This is a genomic window from Lysinibacillus sp. KCTC 33748 (genome assembly GCF_002237755.1).
Taxonomy (GTDB): Bacteria; Bacillota; Bacilli; order Bacillales_A; family Planococcaceae; genus Lysinibacillus.
This window is the reverse complement of the sequence record NZ_MWSJ01000016.1, coordinates 1-18,053: the sequence shown is the minus strand read 5'-3', so window position 1 is coordinate 18,053 and position 18,053 is coordinate 1. Positions and strand designations below refer to the sequence as shown.

At 40.2% G+C, this 18,053-nt stretch carries 15 protein-coding genes, 1 rRNA gene and 1 riboswitch; of the genes, 1 reads left to right on the top strand and 15 read right to left on the bottom strand.

From position 1 onward, the window contains the following. Positions 1-42: 42 nt before the first annotated feature. On the bottom strand, positions 43-1,764 hold the full coding sequence (locus B1B04_RS17325) for an adenine deaminase C-terminal domain-containing protein (protein ID WP_079562658.1): 1,722 nt from the start codon (positions 1,762-1,764) through the stop codon (positions 43-45). Between the two features lie 200 nt (positions 1,765-1,964). On the opposite strand from B1B04_RS17325, the gene B1B04_RS17320 reads away from it, so the two are divergent. Beyond that, positions 1,965-2,408, top strand: coding sequence for a YgaP-like transmembrane domain (locus B1B04_RS17320; RefSeq protein WP_079562657.1), 444 nt, complete (start codon positions 1,965-1,967; stop codon positions 2,406-2,408). A gap of 601 nt (positions 2,409-3,009) precedes the next feature. Here B1B04_RS17320 and purD read toward each other — a convergent pair. From purD to rrf, 14 genes are all read right to left on the bottom strand, one after another. Beyond that, positions 3,010-4,266: a phosphoribosylamine--glycine ligase gene (gene purD / locus B1B04_RS17315; RefSeq protein ID WP_079562656.1), complete on the bottom strand. Its 1,257-nt coding sequence runs from the start codon at positions 4,264-4,266 to the stop codon at positions 3,010-3,012. A 74-nt stretch (positions 4,267-4,340) separates the two neighbouring features. Then, a complete protein-coding gene (gene purH, locus B1B04_RS17310; protein ID WP_079562655.1) occupies positions 4,341-5,867 on the bottom strand; it encodes a bifunctional phosphoribosylaminoimidazolecarboxamide formyltransferase/IMP cyclohydrolase in 1,527 nt (508 codons plus the stop codon). 385 nt (positions 5,868-6,252) lie between these two features. Beyond that, positions 6,253-6,822, bottom strand: coding sequence for a phosphoribosylglycinamide formyltransferase (gene purN / locus B1B04_RS17300; protein ID WP_079562653.1), 570 nt, complete (start codon positions 6,820-6,822; stop codon positions 6,253-6,255). Beyond that, positions 6,822-7,877, bottom strand: coding sequence for a phosphoribosylformylglycinamidine cyclo-ligase (purM, locus tag B1B04_RS17295; protein WP_079562652.1), 1,056 nt, complete (start codon positions 7,875-7,877; stop codon positions 6,822-6,824). The genes purN and purM overlap by 1 nt, the downstream gene beginning before the upstream one ends. Positions 7,878-7,944: 67 nt before the next feature. Further along, complete coding sequence (gene purF / locus B1B04_RS17290) at positions 7,945-9,369, bottom strand: amidophosphoribosyltransferase (RefSeq protein ID WP_079562651.1); 1,425 nt, start codon at positions 9,367-9,369, stop codon at positions 7,945-7,947. Continuing rightward, on the bottom strand, positions 9,345-11,579 hold the full coding sequence (gene purL, locus B1B04_RS17285) for a phosphoribosylformylglycinamidine synthase subunit PurL (protein WP_079562650.1): 2,235 nt from the start codon (positions 11,577-11,579) through the stop codon (positions 9,345-9,347). The genes purF and purL overlap by 25 nt, the downstream gene beginning before the upstream one ends. Next, the gene (gene purQ, locus B1B04_RS17280) at positions 11,566-12,249 is read right to left on the bottom strand and encodes a phosphoribosylformylglycinamidine synthase subunit PurQ (protein ID WP_079562649.1); all 684 of its coding nucleotides are present in this window, start codon (positions 12,247-12,249) and stop codon (positions 11,566-11,568) included. Before purQ ends, purL begins: the two co-directional genes overlap by 14 nt. 2 nt (positions 12,250-12,251) lie before the next feature. Then, positions 12,252-12,500, bottom strand: a complete 249-nt coding sequence (purS, locus tag B1B04_RS17275) for a phosphoribosylformylglycinamidine synthase subunit PurS (protein ID WP_079562648.1) — start codon at positions 12,498-12,500, stop codon at positions 12,252-12,254. A gap of 2 nt (positions 12,501-12,502) precedes the next feature. Next, complete coding sequence (gene purC / locus B1B04_RS17270) at positions 12,503-13,213, bottom strand: phosphoribosylaminoimidazolesuccinocarboxamide synthase (protein WP_079562647.1); 711 nt, start codon at positions 13,211-13,213, stop codon at positions 12,503-12,505. 104 nt (positions 13,214-13,317) lie between these two features. Continuing rightward, positions 13,318-14,613 (bottom strand): adenylosuccinate lyase, encoded by a 1,296-nt coding sequence (gene purB, locus B1B04_RS17265; protein WP_079562646.1) that lies wholly within the window; start codon positions 14,611-14,613, stop codon positions 13,318-13,320. A gap of 13 nt (positions 14,614-14,626) precedes the next feature. Then, entirely contained in the window at positions 14,627-15,751 is a 1,125-nt protein-coding gene (gene purK / locus B1B04_RS17260; protein WP_079562645.1) for a 5-(carboxyamino)imidazole ribonucleotide synthase, read from the bottom strand. Further along, positions 15,748-16,236, bottom strand: a complete 489-nt coding sequence (gene purE / locus B1B04_RS17255) for a 5-(carboxyamino)imidazole ribonucleotide mutase (RefSeq protein ID WP_079562644.1) — start codon at positions 16,234-16,236, stop codon at positions 15,748-15,750. Before purE ends, purK begins: the two co-directional genes overlap by 4 nt. A gap of 323 nt (positions 16,237-16,559) precedes the next feature. After that, positions 16,560-16,658: riboswitch (purine riboswitch) on the bottom strand. Between the two features lie 93 nt (positions 16,659-16,751). Further along, positions 16,752-16,946, bottom strand: coding sequence for an NETI motif-containing protein (locus B1B04_RS17250; RefSeq protein WP_079562643.1), 195 nt, complete (start codon positions 16,944-16,946; stop codon positions 16,752-16,754). Positions 16,947-17,977: 1,031 nt separating this feature from the next. Continuing rightward, positions 17,978-18,053 (bottom strand): 5S ribosomal RNA (rrf, locus tag B1B04_RS26735); the annotation flags it as partial.

Sequence of the window (18,053 nt, the reverse complement as noted above, 5' to 3'; positions counted from 1 at the left end):
CCTAACTGTAATTGTTGTGGCTATACCATAAGGAAGCTTCAACTAACGCATCACTGCTGGTAATAATAACTTATTCTTCATAACATCGAAAATCCCTTTTGGTGTTATCCGGATATATGGTAAATGTGTAGATTGTAAGAATAATAAAGAATAAATGGCGTCTCCTAAGTGGTAACCACGTTCCGCTAATGCTTGTTTTAAGACCTTCTCTTTTTCCGATAGTTCCTTAACATCTCCATCATGTAAAAGTCCACCAATCGTTAATGGAATAGCTGCAATTACTTCACCCTTTTCAGCAAGTACAATCCCACCACGCATTGCCTTCATTTCTTCAAAAGCTGTAATCATATCATCTTTATTTTTTCCGATTAGCAAAATATCGCCTGTATTCGAATATGATGAAGCAAAGCCTTGTACACTAGTAGCAAAACCTTTAATCATCGTGTTAACATGCCAATTGCCATCTCTATTAATAAGCATTAAATAACATTCATCATGATCTGCTAACTGCCCTTCTCTAGTAATTAATGAGTTATATGGTTTGGTAATAACATCATTTACTAACTCAATTCCAAACGGCATCGAAAATTGAAAATCATGAGACGTTAATGAAAAATCTAAGTCAAACGCAGGTAACGCTGAATAGTCAATTGCAGCAAGTCTTTGCACTTGCTCTCCATCGCGTTTTAACCAAACACCCTTCGATAGTACACTCTCAGGAACTGGGTGCCATTCATCTTGTAAAATATTTAAGGAAGCAAATCGACCAGTTGCGATAAAGCCATGTAAGCTGGTCATATTATAATAGCGTGCCACATTATAGGAAGCCATTTGATAAGCATCGATTGGTGCTACACCTGCATCTAAGGCTGCTTGAATACATTTATCCATCACGCCATCTTCATGGAAAGAAGGTGTTGAGCCATCTGTTGTCATCATTAAATGATCAAAAATAGGCAGCTCTTTTTCGACAATTCCTTTTAATAGATGTGGTAAGTCTGGACGTATTGAAGAATAACGCAGCGTTACAGCATATCCTTGCATAATACGTCGTTCCACTTCTTCAACTGTCATCGCTTCATGATCACCATCTGCACCAAGTAACTTCATACGTGCTAAAGTTCGTTCTGATGCGCCAGGGAAGTGCCCTTCTATTTTTTTTCCGTAGCCTTTAGCCATTTGCATGCGATAAAGCATTTGGTCATCTCCATGTAACAACCTTGGCCAGCCTGTTAATTCTCCACCAAGTAAAACATCATCTCGTTCTAACCATTCTAAAATGGACGTATTAGAAAAAATCTCTTCCTCCTGCTCCATCTCAGTTTGCGAATCAAAACGAGTCCACCAATAAAATGAAAACGGTAGTTTTTTCAAATCATCCAAAATTGAAAACGCTTTCTTATTTTCTAAAGATAAAACGAAGCTTAAATTATCTGAAATAAAAGTTGTAGTGCCTAGCTGTCCACAAAAGTCAGCAAAAGATTGTGGATGGTATAACTGGAACGGATGAACATGTGGCTCAATATATCCTGGCACAATTGTTTTATTCGTACAATCGACCACCTCTGCTCCCTCTGATAACGGAGGCATTCTATCACCAGCATAGACAATACGATTTCCTAAAATCCAAATGTTCCCTACTACCCATTGTTTGAGCATGCTATGTAAATAACGCGCATTTTTTAATACAATATCAGGTGCTTTTTTACCATCAATTACAGCTAATTGTTGGCGTAATTCTGTAATTTTCCATACTGGACCCATTCTATTCGCCCCTTCCTAAATTACGTAAAATTTCATCGTGTAAATCCTATTTGAAATCACATACTACTACTGCATAAACGCTTTCTTTCATAAATTTAGTGCTTTATGCAATCATCTTGTTTCAATCGTAACACAGCACTTTCATAAAGCAAAGTGCCCCCCGCTTTATTTTTTCCACAATGACTAAAGGAGGAAATATGATGATGCAGGAAACGAATTTAAGCGAAAAAAATGCCTTCTGTCGCTTTGCAATGGGTACAAGTTTAACGGCATTTGGTATCGCTAAGGTCTCAAGAAATCCTAACTGTACGGCAGGTCGATTGATGATTGCTTTTGGTGCCATGAAAATGGCTGAGGGTATCTTTAAGTATTGCCCGACTAAATCTTTACTGAGCTCAAGTATGGAGAGTGCTATGAACACCAGCAACAATAATAGCAACTCTTTTATGCAAAGTATGCTCAGTGGCCAAAATTCTATGTCATCTGAACAAATCGAAAAACTCATGAAGGATTTCTCCTCTGTTATAACTGGAAATATGTCAGGATCAAGCGCAACTGCGTCAAAGCAATCTGACTCCAGCACTTCCAATCAAACTTCCTCAGAAAGTAAAAGTTCCACAAATAATGCACAAAATCCTTCTTAGTCAAAGGAGCCGTCTCAACTATACAGTTGAGACGGCTTTCACCCTTGTAAATCATACGTTTGAAAACAATAAGAAGTTTCACAGTATGATTAAAATATTTAATTTAGGTTCGATATTAATCATTTTCATTAATTCAAAGGCTCTGATTTCCGCTACGGGCTACTCGCTTTCCTGCGGGCGAACGTCGAGCCGCTTCCTCCGCTATGCTCCGTGCAGGGTCTCGTCTGTCTCGCTTTCCCGCGGGAGTCGAGTAGCCCTACGCTACAATCAGTTAAAAATGGAAATATATTTGCCAAAATAGCAATAAAAAAATCCTTTTATCCCTCAATAATAAAACTTTGGGACGACATTTATTAAAACATTCGCGATGTAAATAAGTTGATCTTCGTTTCGAATGGGCGACTCCTTGGGGATCAGCGTCACAGATGAAACCCCGCAGCGAAGCGACAGCAACAACAAAGCGCCTAGTCGGAACGGAAATCAACCACACGCTATGATAGAAAGCAAAATGTGAAAAAATTATCCTTTTATCGGGCAATTATAAATCTCTATATTTCCCTACTCTATGCGCTTGATATTTATTTTATCATTAACTCAGTCACTACTTAAACGTACGCCAGCCTATATCTTTACGGAAGAAGAAATTGTCCCATTTTTCTGTTGCAATGCCTGCGTATACTTTTTCTTGTGCTTCCTTTAAAGTGGAGGCTTTTGCTCCAACTAATAAAACTCGGCCACCATTCCCTACAAACTTCTCATCTACAAGCTTTGTACCTGCGTGGAATACCGCATGTGAAGCTGATAGAGACTCTAAGTTTGGTAATGCATTGCCTTTTTCAACGTCCCCTGGATAACCTTCTGCGGCAATTACTACACCAAGCATTGCTTCTTCAGACCATTGCAAATCAAATGGCTTTTCATCCATTAATGCCATCATAAATTCGCCAAAGTCAGATGCCATACGTGGTAAAACTACTTGTGTTTCGGGATCTCCGAAGCGTGCATTAAACTCAATCACTTTTGGACCATTTTTCGTTAAAATCAATCCTGCATATAAAATTCCTGTGAACGATACACCATCTGCCTCCATACCTTTCACGGTCGGTTCGACAATTGTCTTATAAGCTTCATCCACTACGTCTTGTGAAATTTGAGGCACCGGGGAATAGGCGCCCATACCACCTGTGTTAGGTCCTTTATCGCCATCATAGGCACGTTTATGGTCTTGAGCAATGACCATTGGATATATGTGACCTTTATGGACAAACGACATAAAGGAGAATTCTTCCCCGTCCAGGAATTCTTCAATGACAACACGTGAAGAGGATTCACCAAAACGTTGGTTCCCAATCATATCCTCTACAGCTGCAATTGCTTCATCTTCAGTCATTGCTACAACTACACCTTTACCAGCTGCCAACCCATCCGCTTTGATCACAATCGGTGCACCTTGCTCTTTAATATAAGCGATAGCCTTTGCAGCCTCAGTAAACGTTTCATGGGCCGCTGTTGGGATATGATATTTATTCATAATATCTTTCGCGTATGATTTACTGCTTTCGATTTGGGCCGCTGCCTTTGTTGGACCAAATACTCGTAAACCGCGAGCAGTAAAGAAATCTACTATACCTTCAGCAAGTGGTTGCTCAGGTCCTACAAAGGTTAAATCTATTGCATTTTCTTTTGCAAATTGTGCAAGACCTGCAAAATCCATCGTATCTATTGCAACGATTTCTGCATCATTTCTCATGCCATCATTACCAGGTGTTACAAATACTTTATTCACAGATGGTGAAATACTAAATTGTTTGGCGATAGCATGCTCACGACCGCCGCTTCCAATGACTAATACTTTCATTTTAGGGAATCCTCCTATTTGTAAGTAAGACCGAGATGAAACAACATCTCGGTCTAGTTTTTAACGTGTTTTAATTAGTGTTTGAAATGACGTACGCCAGTGAATACCATTGCAATGCCGTATTCATTTGCTTTATCGATTGAATCCTGATCTTTTATAGAGCCACCTGGTTGAATAATTGCTGTAATTCCAGCCGCTGCAGCTGCTTCTACAGTATCGCTCATTGGGAAGAATGCATCTGATGCTAACGCTGCACCTTTTGCTTTTTCGCCAGCTTGCTCAAATGCGATTTTAGCTGCTCCAACACGGTTCATTTGGCCAGCGCCAACACCCAGTGTCATTTGAGAATCTGTAACGACGATAGCATTAGATTTAACATGCTTCACAACTGCCCAGCCTAGTTGTAATGCTTCCCATTCTTGTGCTGTCGGTTCACGGTCTGTGACAACTTTAATATCTGCATTAGAAAAGCCGTAGCGATCTGGTTCTTGTACGAGAAGGCCGCCTTCAACTGATACAACATTGAATTTGTCTTGTTTTGCTTGCCCGAAAGGAATTGTTAATAGACGAATATTTTTCTTCTTCGTTAAAATTTCAAGTGCTTCTTGGGAGAAAGCTGGTGCAATAATAATTTCTAAAAATATATGGCTTAATTTTTCAGCTGTTGCTGCATCCACTTCCATATTTAAAGCAATAATGCCACCAAAAATAGACGTTGAATCTGCTTCATATGCTTTATCAAACGCTTCTTCTAATGTTGCACCAGTTCCAACACCACAAGGATTCATGTGCTTTACAGCTACAGCAGCAGGCATTTCAAACTCTTTCACAATTTGCAATGCTGCATTCCCGTCCTGAATATTGTTGTAAGATAATTCTTTACCATGCAATTGCGTTGCATAAGCTAATGAAAAATCAGAACCTAGACGTTTTTGATAGAACGCTGCTTTTTGATGAGGATTTTCACCATAGCGTAAGTTTTGTTTTAATTCATATGTCATTGTTAAGTTCTCTGGGAACTCTTCTTCTGTTAAGTGGTTTGATATATATGAATCATAAGCAGCTGTGTGACGGAAAACTTTTGCAGCTAATTTACGACGTGTTTCAATAGTCGTTGCACCATTAGCTTTCAGTTCCTCTAATACGTTCGCATAGTCATTGCTATCCACAATTACTGTTACATATTGATGGTTTTTTGCTGCAGAACGTAACATTGTTGGACCACCGATATCGATATTTTCGATCGCATCATCCCATGTTACATTAGGCTTTGAAATTGTTTCAACGAACGGGTAAAGATTGACACAAACAATCTCAATTGGCTCAATTCCATGCTCATTCATTTGAGCTTGATGAGAAGCATCGTCAAATTTTCCTAATAGTCCACCGTGAATCATTGGATTTAAAGTTTTTACACGGCCATCTAAAATTTCAGGGAATTTAGTTACTTCATCTACTGCTGTTACGGCAACATGATTGTCTTGTAACATTTTTTTCGTACCACCAGTTGATAAAATTTCATAACCTAATGCTACTAGTTCTTTTGCAAATTCTAAAATACCATCTTTATTGGAAACACTGATTAATGCACGTTTTGTCACAACAATATCCTCCTAATTTTTAGGATCACCACCTAAACGTATGCTTGATTTCCGTTCCGGCTGGGCGCTTTCCTGGGGGCGTCCGATGAGCCGCTTCACTCGCGTTGCTCGCTCCAGGGTCTCGGGCCAACACGACGTTGGTCACGAAGGCGTTATCACAGGATGTGATGCTCTTAGCCTTCGTTCCCCTATCGCTAATCCCCAAGGAGTCGCCCAGCCTCCACTCCAATCAACTTACTTACATAGTAGACGTTTTAACAAAAGTCATCCACAACTTTTGGTGATGAACCAATTTTTATCGTGTTTGCCACGAAAATGTCTTGCTATTATTGATAGAGTAGAGTTAGGCTGTATTGTTCCAGAAACCTAACTCCTCACCACTGAATTACTTTAACAATTGCTGTAAAGCTTTTGTATATAGTACATGCTCTTCCCTATGAATTGCCGCTTCTGTTGCCTCACGGTCACCTTCAACGACTTGAACTGCCGCTTGTGCAATAATAGGCCCTGTATCCATACCTTCATCTACAAAATGGACTGTTACCCCAGTTATCTTGACTCCGTGTTCCATCGCTTGACCAATGGCATCTTTACCTGGGAAGGCCGGCAATAGTGAAGGATGAATATTCACAATGCGCTGAGGGTAGGCAGTTAGCAATACCTCACTAATTAAGCGCATATAACCTGCAAGCACAATCCATTCTACATGACGTTCGTGAAGAGCCTCGATAATAGCAGTTTCGTAATCTGCTTTTGATGAAAACTCTTTCGGACTTAAAGCAAGCACTGGAATACTATAGTTTTCAGCACGTGTCACTACATATGCGCTAGGCTTGTCTGTCACAACAAGTTCAATCTTTGCATGTAGTTCGCCACGTTCAATGGCATCTTGAATAGCTTGAAAGTTACTGCCGCTACCTGAAGCAAAAACGGCAATTTTAGTCGGTGCAGTCATTACACTAAACTCCCATCATGTGAGCCATTGAATACAACACCTTCGCCTTTCACAACGCGACCAATTTTGTATGCTTTTTCACCATTTGCCTCTACTGTTGCAAGCACTTTATCTACTTCAGCTGCAGGTACAGCTAACACAAAGCCAATGCCCATGTTAAAGACATTATATAAATCCTTGTCCTCTAACTGTCCTTTTTCTTTTAAAAACTCAAAAATGCGTAAGACTGGCCAAGAACCTAAGTCAATTTCAGTTGCTAAACCTTCTGGCATCATACGTGGTAGGTTTTCATAAAAGCCACCGCCCGTTACATGGGCACAGCCATGAACGTCTGCTGCTTTTAAAGCTGCAAGTACAGGTTTCGCATATAATTTTGTTGGCACTAACAAGGCTTCTCCTATAGGACCAAGATCCTCGTAGCCTTCCACAATCGAATCAACAGCGTACTGATTATCTGCAAAGACAATTTTTCGCACTAATGAGTAACCGTTTGAATGCACCCCACTTGAAGCAATACCAACAAGTACGTCACCCTCCACGATGTTCTCACCTGTTACGATAGCTGATTTTTCACAGGCGCCCACTGCAAAACCAGCTAAATCATACTCATCTTCTTCATAAAGACCTGGCATCTCTGCAGTTTCACCACCGATTAATGCCGCACCAGATTGCACACAGCCATCTGCAACGCCTTTTACAATTTGCTCAATTTTCGCTGGCTCTGCCTTGCCAAGGGCTACATAATCTAAAAAGTACAATGGTTCTGCACCTTGCGCTACGATATCATTGACACACATCGCTACACAGTCCACACCAATTGTGTCATGCTTGTCCACCATAAACGCTAGCTTTAGCTTTGTCCCAACACCATCTGTACCTGAAATAAGAACAGGTTCCTTAAGATTTAGTTCTGACAAGTCAAACATACCACCAAAACCACCGAACGTGCCCATCACACCTAGACGGTTTGTACGTTCAACGTGAGACTTCATTCGTTTTACGGCTTCGTAGCCTGCTTCAATATTTACACCTGCTTGTTCATATGCTTTTGACACGCAGAGTTCCTCCTTATCATCCAAATCTAGATCTGTCATCATTGCTAGATGTATTTAGATGTTTTTCTTAACGTAATAGTTCTTTTTCATGCGGTAAGATTGTATCTGGGAAAATTTCTGTTGGATATTTACCTGTAAAGCATGCTAGGCATAATCCTCGGTTTTCATCTTCATAAGGTCTTGCAATCGTCTCCACCATGCCCTCAACGGAAAGAAATGTTAGTGAATCAGCTCCGATAGTTTCACGGATTTCATCTACATTGTGGCTAGAAGCAATCAATTCTTCATGTGTTGAAGTATCGATGCCATAATAGCAAGGATCCGTCATCGGTGGCGAAGAAATCACAACATGAACTTCTGCTGCCCCTGCATCTTTTAACATTTTTACAATACGTCGTGAAGTTGTACCACGAACAATCGAATCGTCCACCATCACTACTCGTTTACCTTTTACGACTTGAACAACTGGAGAAAGCTTCATTTTCACACCGCGTTCACGTAATTCCTGTGTCGGTTGGATAAATGTACGGCCTACATAACGATTTTTAATAAGACCTAGTTCATATGGAATTCCGCTTTCCTCTGCAAAGCCGATTGCTGCTGAAATACTTGAGTCAGGGACACCTGTAACAACATCAGCTTCAATATGTGCACATTCACGAGCAAGCTGTTTTCCCATACGTTTACGCGCCATGTGGACGTTAATACCATCAATATCAGAATCAGGACGTGCTAAATATACGTACTCCATCGCGCACATTGCACGTTTATCCATCTCTACAAAACGATCAGATTTTACACCTTCATCGTTAATAATTAATAACTCACCAGGTTCAACAGAACGAACAAATTCTGCACCTATTAAATCAAATGCACAAGTTTCAGAGGCCACAACCCAACCATCTCCTAGCTTTCCAAGAGATAATGGACGTAAACCATGTGGATCACGTGCGACAAGCATTTCATCTTTAGTCATAATTAAGAACGAGTAAGCACCCTTTAATAATGAAAGGGCATTTTTCACCTTTGCACGGAATGGTGAAAGCGAGCTTTTCTTAATAAGATGCCCAAGCACTTCAGTATCAGAGCTAGAATGGAAAATACTACCTTGACGCTCTAAATACTGTTTTAAGTGCGCTGCATTGACTAAATTACCGTTATGAGCAATTGAAAGGCTACCAGTTGACGAGTGGAATAATAACGGCTGTACATTTTCAATACCGCCACCTCCAGCAGTCGTATAACGGACATGGGCAATTGCTGCTTTGCCGTCCACTGCCTTTAATTTGTCTTCGTTGAAAACATCATTAACTAGTCCTTCGCCTTTCACCGCGCGAAGATGCTGACTGTCAGAAACGACGATTCCAGCGCCTTCTTGGCCACGGTGTTGAAGAGCATGAAGCCCGTAATAACTAAGGTGTGCTGGATTTGGGTTACCCCAAATACCAAACACCCCACATTCTTCGTTTAAGCCTCTGAGTTCAGCAAGCATGGGATTGCTCCTTTCCAATTAGAACGGAATTCCTCCACTGTACCTTCTACAAGCACACCGTTGTCACCGTTGATTTTAACAAGCGCATCGTTTGTTACGACACCAATTTTCTTTGCGTCTTTTACAATTTCTACAAATGCAGATGCATTTTCTTCTTTCACTGTTACAACGAAACGAGATTGTGTTTCACTGAATAATGCTGTTGTAGCAGAGCCTGTTAATGTCACATCAAGACCTAAGTCATTAGCGCCAAATGTTGTTTCAGCTAGCGCCACTGCAAGACCACCTTCTGCTACATCATGTGCAGATTGTACGATTCCTGCTTTAATTGCTTTAAGTAATGCTTGTTGACGGGCAGCTTCGATCTGTAGGTCAATCGCTGGTGCTTTCCCTGAAATAACCCCATTATTGAATAATTTTTGAAGTTCCGAACCACCGAATTCAGTTTTTGTATCGCCGACCACAAATACTACATCACCAGCAGCTTTTACTTCTTGAGTTGTTACATGTGCTAAATCTTCAATTAGTCCAACCATACCGATTGTTGGTGTTGGGTAAACCGCTTCACCAGAACGTTCGTTATAAAGAGACACGTTACCACCGATTACTGGTGAATTCAGTGCTGTACAAGCCGCTGAAATACCATCAGCTGATTTTTCAATTTGCCAGAAGATTTCTGGTTTCTCAGGATTGCCGAAGTTCAAGCAGTCAGTAATCGCTAATGGTGTACCACCAGTTGCTACGATATTACGAGCTGCCTCAGCTACTGCAATGGCACCGCCTACTTCTGGATCTAGGAAAATATAACGAGAGTTACAGTCTGTAGTCATTGCTAATCCTTTGTTCGTACCGCGCACACGGATAACGGCTGCATCAGAACCTGGCGCAACGACTGTTGATGTACGAACTTGATAATCATATTGATCGTAAACCCATTCTTTTGAAGCAACTGTTGGCGCTTTTAAAAGTGCATTTAATGTTTCTTTGTAATCTGTTACCGCTGGTTCTGTGTTTTCCATCGCCTGGAACTCTGCATAGTAAGCAGGCTCTGCAGATGGCTTATGATAAACTGGTGCATCTTCTGCCAGTGCATCAGCAGGTACTTCCGCTACAACTTCACCGTTATGTAAAAGGCGAAGCATTTTATCATCAGTCACTCGACCAATTGCCACAGCATCTAAATCATATTTATCGAAAATCGCTTTAATTTCATCTTCGCGACCTTTTTTCACAACAAGTAGCATACGCTCCTGAGATTCAGATAACATCATTTCATATGCTGTCATACCTGTTTCACGTTGAGGTACTAAGTCTAAGTTCATTTCTACACCAGAACCAGCCTTAGAAGCCATTTCTGCTGATGAAGAAGTAAGACCAGCAGCACCCATGTCTTGAATACCTACTAGAGCGTCAGATTTTACAACTTCTAAACATGCTTCAAGTAAAAGTTTCTCCATAAATGGATCTCCTACTTGTACTGCAGGACGTTGGTTCTCAGATTCTTCAGTTAACTCCTCAGAGGCAAATGTTGCACCATGGATACCGTCACGACCTGTTTTAGCACCAACATACATGACTGTATTCCCTACACCAGCTGCGATTCCACGTTGAATATCTTTGTGGTCAATTAAACCTACACACATTGCATTAACTAATGGATTACCTTCATAGCAAGGATCGAATTGAATCTCGCCACCTACTGTAGGAATTCCGATACAGTTACCATAGCCTGCGATACCAGCAACAACTTCTTCAAATAAATATTTACCACGTGCTGACTTTAATTCGCCAAATCGTAGTGAGTTCAGCATTGCAATTGGACGCGCACCCATTGAGAAAACGTCACGGATAATACCACCAACACCTGTGGCAGCACCTTGATAAGGCTCAATTGCTGAAGGATGGTTATGCGATTCCATTTTAAATACAACTGCTTGTTCATCACCAATGTCTACGATACCAGCACCTTCACCTGGACCTTGTAAAACTTGTGGACCCTTCGTAGGGAATTTACGTAACACTGGTTTTGAATTTTTGTATGAGCAGTGCTCAGACCACATTACTGAGAAAAGACCTGTCTCTGTCCAGTTTGGTAGACGTCCTAAAATACCTTCTACCATTGCAAATTCTTCGTCTGACATTCCCATACCAGCGTATAGCTTTTGATCTTTAATTTGCTGTGCTGTTGGCTCAAACTTAGTTGTTGACATGATTTTCCCTCCACTGCTTCACAATTGATTTAAATACTGCTAGACCGTCTGCTCCGCCCACCAGTGCATCAACAGCTCGCTCTGGGTGAGGCATCATACCTAGTACATTGCCGCGCTCGTTTATAATCCCCGCGATATCTTCTAAAGAACCGTTTGGATTTTCGCCTGAGTATGTAAACACGATTTGATTGTTATCTTTTAATGCTTGTAAAGTTTCCTCGTCACAGTAGTAGTTACCTTCACCATGTGCAATTGGAATATTGATTACTTGACCTTGCTCATATTGGTTTGTGAATAATGTATTATTGTTTTCAACTTTAAGCTGGATTGTGCGGCACATGAATTTCAAATTTTTGTTTCGAAGTAATGCACCTGGTAATAAACCTGCTTCAGTTAGGATTTGGAATCCATTACATACTCCTAATACCGGCTTCCCAGCATCAGCTGCCTTTTTGACCTCTGCCATAATATTAGATTGATTGGCCATCGCACCACAGCGAAGGTAATCTCCGTATGAGAAGCCTCCCGGTACTAAAATACCATCAAAGCCACTTAAATCTGTTGCTGTATGCCATACATATTCTACTTCTTCACCTAGCTCGTCTTTAATCGCATGATACATATCGATATCACAGTTTGACCCAGGGAACACGAGTACTGCGAATTTCATGATTAGTTAGCCTCCTCGACTTCGTAACGGTAGTCTTCGATTACAACGTTAGTTAAAACCTTTTCACACATTTCTTTTACTAGAGTATCAATATCACGTTCTGTATCTTTAATTGCTAGTTCAAGATATTTACCAATACGTAAATCTTCTACTTCAGCGTAACCCATTTTCACTAAAGAACCTTGTACAGCTGAACCTTGTGGATCAAGAATGCTCTCACGTAATGTTACGTAAATTTTAACTTTTTTCATTGTTATTTGCCTCCGAGTCTAGAAAGTATAATAGTATAAACTTCAGTTAAATTACCAAGGTCTCTACGAAAGACATCTTTGTCTAACTTTTGCTTTGTAGTTGCATCCCAAAGTCTGCATGTATCTGGTGATATTTCATCTGCCAACAGTACATTTCCATCATTGTCACGTCCAAACTCTAATTTAAAGTCAATTAGTGTAACGTTGACATCTGCAAATATAGGTTGCATAACTTCGTTAACTACAATTGCTCCATCATAAATGGCTGTCACTTCCTCAGGTGTTGCAAGATCAAGTACGTCAATATGCTCCGTCGTAATGAGCGGATCGCCTAGTTCATCGTCTTTATAATAAAACTCAACGATTGGGCGTTTTAATGGTGTACCTTCCTCCAAACCGAGACGTTTCGCTAAGCTACCTGCTGCTATATTACGAACTACGACCTCTATAGGAATAATATCTACCTTTTTTACAAGCTGCTGCGTATCAGATAATTGTTTCACGAAATGTGACGCAATTCCGTTAGCTTGCAATTTTTCGAAAATTAGAGAGGTAATGCGATTATTTAATACGCCTTTACCTTCAATTTCTTCTTTTTTCTCACCATTAAATGCTGTTGCACTATTCTTGTATTCAACGAGTAACACATCTGGCTCCTCTGTTGTATACAATTTTTTTGCTTTACCTTCATACAAAAGTTGACCTGTAGTCATTTCGTTACTCCCCCTGATATTATGAAATACACGCGTATTGTTCAGAATTGAATCGTATACGATTCAATTCTGTAACATCCGCTAGTGGCTCTACTCAATCAATGTTAGTTAAGTCCAAGACGCTCAAAAATCATATCTACATGCTGTAAATGGTAGTTGTAGTCGAAGCACTCATCAAGCTCTTCTTTCGTTAAATACGATGTGATTTTTTCACTTGCATCGACTAACGTACGGAACTGAACTTGCTCATCCCACGCCTGCATCGCTAAAGGTTGTACTGTATCATACGCTTCCTCACGCACTAACCCTTTATCGATAAGTGCTAATAAGATGCGTTGAGAGTAAATTAGACCAAAAGTGCGACCCATATTACGTTTCATGTTTTCAGGGAATACTGTTAAGTTTTTCACAATGTTACCGAAGCGATTTAACATATAGTTAAGTGTAATTGTTGCATCCGGTAAAATAACACGCTCTGCAGATGAATGTGAAATATCACGCTCATGCCATAATGCTACGTTTTCATAAGCCGTTAGCATATAGCCACGCATTAAACGTGACATACCAACCATGTTTTCAGACCCGATTGGATTTCGTTTATGAGGCATCGCTGACGAACCTTTTTGCCCTTTTGCAAATCCTTCCTCAACTTCACGTGTTTCAGATTTTTGCAAGCCTCGAATCTCTGTTGCAAATTTCTCTATTGATGTTGCGATTAATGCCAACGCCCCAAAATACTGTGCATGGCGATCACGTTGTAATGTTTGTGTTGAAATAGGTGATGCTGTAAGTCCTAATTTAGCGCATACATATTGCTCAACTCGAGGATCGATATTGGCATATGTTCCAACTGCACCAGACATTTTTCCTGTTTCAATTACTTTTGCTGCTGCTTCAAAGCGCTCTAAGTTACGCTTCATTTCTTCATACCATAAAGCTAATTTTAAGCCGAAAGTTGTTGGCTCAGCATGAACACCGTGTGTACGTCCCATCATGACCGTATGCTTATACTCTTTCGCTTTCGCTGCTATAATGTCAATGAAATTCATGATGTCTTTACGTAGAATATCATTTGCTTGTTTAATTAAAAAAGAAAGGGCTGTATCGACTACGTCCGTTGAAGTTAAACCATAGTGCACCCATTTTCGCTCATCACCAAGTGTTTCAGATACGGCACGAGTGAATGCTACAACATCATGACGTGTTTCTTTTTCAATCTCTAAAATACGATCCACATCGAATGAAGCATTTTCACGGATTTTAGCTACATCTTCTTTTGGAATGTCGCCTAATTCTGCCCAAGCCTCACATGCTAAAATTTCAACCTCTAGCCAAGCTTGATATTTATTTTGTTCTGTCCAAATTGCGCCCATTTCGGGTCTTGTGTAACGTTCGATCATTGCGTTTCTCCTTCTATTCTGGCCAAATACCAGAACTCTCGATTTGTTGTAGTGTTTCTTCTAAGTTTTTCGTCATAATCGTTACGTGGCCCATCTTACGGTTCACCTTAGCTTCAGCTTTCCCATAAAGATGTATAGACCATTCAGGATATTTAGCAATTGAGTTACTAAGTGGCATGACATGTTGCCCTAAAACATTTATCATAATTGATGGTGCCCAAAGTTGTGGTTTACGCAATGGCCAACCACAAATAGCGCGTATATGCTGATGGAATTGTGAAACATTACATGCTTCTATTGAATAGTGACCTGAATTATGAGGTCTTGGTGCTAATTCATTAATAACAATTCCACCATCTTCTAATACAAACATTTCTACTGCTAATGTGCCCACTAAATTTAAGTAATCAGCTATTTTCAAAGCTTCGCGCTCTGCAGCCTTTGCTGTTTCCTCTTTTATACGAGCTGGCACGATCGTTTCATGTAAAATATGATGAACATGAATATTTTCTCCAACTGGCTGACAATATGATTCACCATTACCGTTTCTTTGAACAATGACAGACACCTCTTTAACGAAAGGTACAAATCCCTCAACAATACATTGTGAATGAGAGAAAAGCCCATTTGCTAACGATAGGTCTTCTGCAGATTTTAAAAGCTGCTGTCCCTTGCCATCGTAACCACCTCTTGCTGTTTTGACTATACAAGGATAACTAATCATATCGATATTGGCTAGTAATTCTTCATATGTATTTACAACCAAATAAGGGGCTACCGGACAACCTGCGTTCATAATCGCTTCTTTTTCAGTCACACGGTTTTGTGTAATGCGTACTAGCTCTGCTCCTTGTGGTACGTAAGCCATTTGTGTTAAACGTTTTAAGCCATCATAATCGATGTTTTCAAACTCATACGTTATAACGTCACTTACCTCAGCAAGTTCTTCTAAAGCTGCCTCATCATCATATGGTGCTACAATACGAACATCCGCAACCTGTCCACATGGTGAATCCATTAATGGTTCAAGAACAGCAACTTTAAAGCCGGCCTCTTTTGCAGCAAGTGCCATCATACGACCAAGTTGCCCTCCTCCGATAATGCCTATCGTCTGCCCTGGATAAATTATCTTTGTCACACTAAGTCACCTGTGCTTTCCAGTACTTGTTGCTTCGTGGCTTCACGTCTAGCATCTAGTTTATTAGCAAGCTGTGCATCTGTTGTCGATAAAATTTGTGCTGCAAGCAAGCCTGCATTCGTCGCTCCTGCTTTGCCAATCGCTACTGTTGCTACAGGTACACCTCCAGGCATTTGAACGATTGATAATAGTGAATCAAGACCGTTAAGAGCACGAGATTGCACAGGTACTCCGATTACCGGTAACGTTGTTTTAGCTGCTACCATTCCTGGTAAATGTGCAGCTCCACCTGCACCAGCGATAATTACTTGAATTCCTCGCTCACGTGCTGATTCTGCATACTCAAACATTAAGTCAGGAGTACGATGTGCAGACACTACCTTTTTCTCGTATGGTACTTGTAATTCATCTAAAATATCACATGCATGTTTCATTGTTTCCCAGTCACTTGAACTCCCCATAATGACACCGATTTTCGGATTCATGATTGTCGCTCCTTTTTAACGTTAGAAAAATGATCAAATATATTAAAGCTACTACAATTCTTTACTTAATCAATTAGGCCTCTGCATAATTGCGTCCGAAATCGGTTTTGTGCTAGCACAAAGAACTCCTTTCCGATTTCCGTGACATCCGCCGGAGGCTTTAACTTATATCAGTGGATGTTACACCCTCTGATCTAAATTAAACAAAGAAAATCCTCAAATAAACTACTCCCTACCATACACGTGAAAGCAGCTTACTTGAGGACTTATTATGAAAAGAATATGCGAATGTACATTTCTGTACACACACCCTTCCGTAACATGCCAAAAGTGCTTTCCCGCATAGTCCGGCATTTACGGTGCCGGGTAGAGACACTAGAGCCAATCCTCTAGCATATATGTGGGATTTATTTGTTTTTCCTTCTCACATTTTAACAAGTCATTCCACTATCGTCAATGCAAAAATGCGAACATTTTATTTTAGGTATTTATAAACGTTCGGATTTTAGTCAAAATCACTCGGATTCTTGGCAGTTCATCGCTTTAAATTGTATTTTTTGACGCAAATACGTTGGTTCTCCATTGACTAAGTGAAAAATAGGTTCTTCTTTTCTTCCCACTGCCATATAGCCATCTTGACGCATTCTTTCCAAACAATCTTCAATTGACTCATTTTCTTCTACTTCATACCAAATTTGCTTTTTTCCCAAATCTTTCTTCCTTTCGATCTTGTATCCAATAATTTTTTCCTCTTATGAGTTTCATTATACCTTTAGTTTGACCCATTAGTATGTTTGATTTGTTAATAAAATGCTCTTCACCCTAACGTTAGGTTGATTTCCATTCTGACTGGGCACTTTCCTGAGGGTGTCCGATAAACCGCTTGCGCCAGTAGTTGTGAGAAAGAGAAGCCTCAGCAACGACGCGATGTTGGTCACAAAGGCGTTCTCACAGGATGTGATAGGTTTAACCTTCATTCCCTTTCTGGCTCTCTACAGGGACTCGTCTGTGACGCTATTTCGCAAGGAGCCGAACACCTTCACTTCAACTATTTGGTAATGGTCTACGTTAAATAAATGCCATTCTTAACTTTTGGTAATCTGTGCTTTACAGTTACAATTTTAAAAAAAATTAAAAGAACTGCAGAGACAATATCTGCAGTTCTTTATTAAGGTGTTGAAACCCCATTACGTATACACCTAAGAAAAGGAACAATAAAAAATATTAAGCACAATAAGAACTCGACGAAAATCAGCTTTAATGCCAAAAATCGCACTAATTATTCCTAGTCCTCCTAGATATATATTATAGATACAAACAATTTTCAACTACATAATTTGCTAGTAAAACTTGCCCTATTTCATTCTTTGAGCAATAAGTGATGGATATATTTTATATATTGAGGCGATGCACACTGTGAGGCTTCCGTTTGAAACGTTCTGGCGACCGACTACGCATATTTTCAAGCATCTCAGCAAGTTGTACGACGTTCTATCCACCTATTCGTTAGATTCCTATCTGTAGCCTTTGTTTCTATAGACAGAATGAGTAGCTTCCTCCATAAACACTACACAGACAGTCTGCTATGCTAGTTTTCTCGGCAGGAGTGTCGCTCCATTATAGTCATTTCTCGACGTATAGTATACAACCTATTTTTTCATTATGTGAATTTTAACTTTTAATAATTTTATCTTTTTATAAAACAAAAAAGCCGAGGAATATATCCTCGACTTTTTAAGGTGCCTAGCGACGTCCTACTCTCACAGGGGGAAGCCCCCAACTACCATCGGCGCTAAAGAGCTTAACTTCCGTGTTCG